Below are 2042 nucleotides of genomic sequence, written 5' to 3' on the forward strand. Positions count from 1 at the left end.
GACCCCTCGACCGACGAGCGCGACCGCCTCGAGCTCGAGGCGAGCCGGGCCCGCACCGCCGAGACCGAGGTCCGCCTGGCCCTGCGCACCAAGGAGGAGCGCGCCCGCGCGCTCGCCGGTCGCGCCGAGTCGCTCGAGGGCGCGGCCCGCAACGAGATCGCCGCCCGCGAGCGCCTGCGCGAGCGCCGCGAGCAGCGGCGCCGCGAGGCCGAGGTCGCCGCCGCCGTCCACGAGGCGGCGGGGTGGGCGGTCCACCGGGTCGCCACCGCGCTGGTCCGGGCGGGCACCCTCCGGGACGCCGCCGAGGCCGAGCGGGCCGAGCGCGACCGCGTCGCCGCCGGCCTGCGCCAGGAGCTGACGACCGTCCAGGACGAGCTGCGCGACCTCACCGACGCCGCCCACCGCGACGAGATGGCCCGGGCCCGCCAGCTGGCCCGCATCGAGCAGCTGCAGGCCAGGGCGGTCGAGGAGCTCGGGGTCGTCCCCGAGGTCCTCGCCGAGGAGTACGGGCCGCACCAGCCGGTGCCCCACGTGGCCGGGCCCGACGACGACCCGGACGCACTGCCCGAGCCGGTGCCCTTCGTCCGCGAGGAGCAGGAGAAGCGCCTTCGCCGCGCCGAGCGCGCCCTCGGTGCCCTCGGCAAGGTCAACCCGCTCGCCCTCGAGGAGTACGCGGCCCTCGAGGAACGGCACACCTTCCTCACCACCCAGCTCGAGGACCTCAAGCGCTCCAAGCGCGACCTCCTCGACATCGTCAAGGAGGTCGACGAGCGGGTCGAGCAGGTCTTCACCGAGGCCTTCTACGACACCAAGGAGCAGTTCGAGCGCGTCTTCGACCGGCTCTTCCCCGGCGGCGAGGGGCGGTTGGTCCTCACCGACCCCGACGACATGCTGACCACCGGCATCGAGGTCGAGGCCCGTCCGCCGGGCAAGAAGGTCAAGCGGCTCTCACTGCTCTCCGGTGGTGAGCGCTCGCTCGTCGCCGTCGCCCTGCTCGTCGCGATCTTCAAGGCCCGGCCGAGCCCGTTCTACATCATGGACGAGGTCGAGGCCGCGCTCGACGACACCAACCTCGGCCGGCTCATCACCCTCTTCGAGGAGCTGCGCGACTCCAGCCAGCTCATCGTCATCACGCACCAGAAGCGGACGATGGAGGTCGCCGACGCGCTCTACGGCGTCTCGATGCGCGGCGACGGCGTGACGACGGTGGTCAGCCAGCGCATCCGCGACGTCGCCGCCACCGCCTGACCCGACGCCCCTTCCGGAGGCGGGGTGGACGCCGACGGTGCGGCGTGACGTACCGCACAGCGGCGTGCGACGTCATCGCGGGACACTGGGACCGAGGGCGACCGCTCCGTCGGGCACCCCGCCAGTGACCGCGTCGCCCCGGTCCCGGTGAAAGGGATGAGTGCCATGGCAGGCACCGCGAAGATCCTCACGTACACCGCGTTCGGCGTGATGGTCCTGTTCGGAGTGGTCGGCGGGCTCTTCGTCGCCGGCTACGCCTTCGAGGACCTCAGCACGTGGGCCGCGATCGGCAGCACCGCCGCGTGGCTCGTCCCTGGCGTGGTGCTCTGCCTCCTGGCGCTCACGACGTACTCGGCTGTGCCCACGGTCTTCGTCGGGCTGACCGGTCTCGTGTCCGCCGTCACGATCCTGGACTCCACCCTGAACCTCGTCGACCGGGACGCGCTCGGCCCGGTGGTGGCCATCGGTGTGTTCGTCGTCGGGGTCTCGCTCGCCGTCCTCGCCCTGCGCGAGACCGTGCTCGCCGGGCTCCTGCTCGTCGTCCTCGGCGTCGTGCAGCTCGCCGCCACGTCGATCGGCTTCCTCGACGAGTGGCGGTCCGGAGGGGGGCCCGGTCCGGGTCACCTTCTCACCACGTCCTCGGGTGTGATCGTCGTCCCGCTGGTGGTCGTCGGAGCCCTCTTCCTCGTCGCCGGTCGGCTGGCCCACCGCTCGCTGCGGTTCCGGCACCACCTGCCGCCGACGCTCCTATGGTTGGTCAAGCCGGTGAGGGGCCGTGTTCGAGGAGTCGGTAC

General features: G+C 73.0%; 2 protein-coding genes. Both read left to right on the forward strand.

What is annotated here, in order from left to right; genetic code table 11:
• Positions 1-1248: AAA family ATPase (locus PKA89_RS18865; RefSeq protein WP_324422148.1), on the forward strand; the 1248-nt coding region annotated here is incomplete at its 5' end.
• 165 nt (positions 1249-1413) lie between these two features.
• The coding region (locus PKA89_RS18870) for a hypothetical protein (protein ID WP_324422150.1) at positions 1414-2042 on the forward strand (629 nt) is incomplete at its 3' end.

Source organism: Phycicoccus sp. (assembly GCF_035325325.1).
In the GTDB taxonomy this organism is placed as follows: domain Bacteria; phylum Actinomycetota; class Actinomycetes; order Actinomycetales; family Dermatophilaceae; genus Phycicoccus.